This is a genomic window from Arthrobacter sp. 10T425 (assembly GCF_056393985.1).
Genome location: NZ_JBFTGZ010000138.1, coordinates 1 through 364, shown reverse-complemented (window position 1 = coordinate 364; position 364 = coordinate 1). Strand labels below are relative to the sequence as shown.

Annotated in this window: 1 protein-coding gene; it reads left to right on the top strand. The window is 64.3% G+C overall.

The window, feature by feature from the left end; all coding sequences use genetic code 11:
- The coding region (locus AC1DDH_RS20890; protein ID WP_476956281.1) for a winged helix-turn-helix domain-containing protein at window positions 1-216 on the top strand (216 nt) is incomplete at its 5' end.
- Window positions 217-364 lie beyond the last annotated feature (148 nt).

The following is a 364-nucleotide window of genomic DNA, read 5'->3' as shown; positions in this document are numbered from 1 at the left end:
GTGCTCAAGGTGTTCGCGCGGCATCCGCGCCAGCCGCTCTCGCGCGAGAAGCTCATGGAAATGGCCCGCGGCCGCGAATACGAAGTGTTCGACCGCAGCCTGGACGTGCAGATCTCGCGCCTGCGCAAGCTCATCGAACCGGACCCGGGCAACCCCCGCTTCATCCAGACGGTCTGGGGCCTGGGCTACGTCTTCATTCCCGATGGCGTGAAGTAGTCCCGGTTCGTCCGCAGTCAGCATCGTGGCGACCGCTCTCGGCCGTACCGCAACGCGGTTCTTTGGTTCGCTGTTCTGGCGCACCTTCATGCTGATCGCCCTGTTGCTGGCGATCTCGCTGGGTATCTGGTTCCAGAGCTACCGGCTC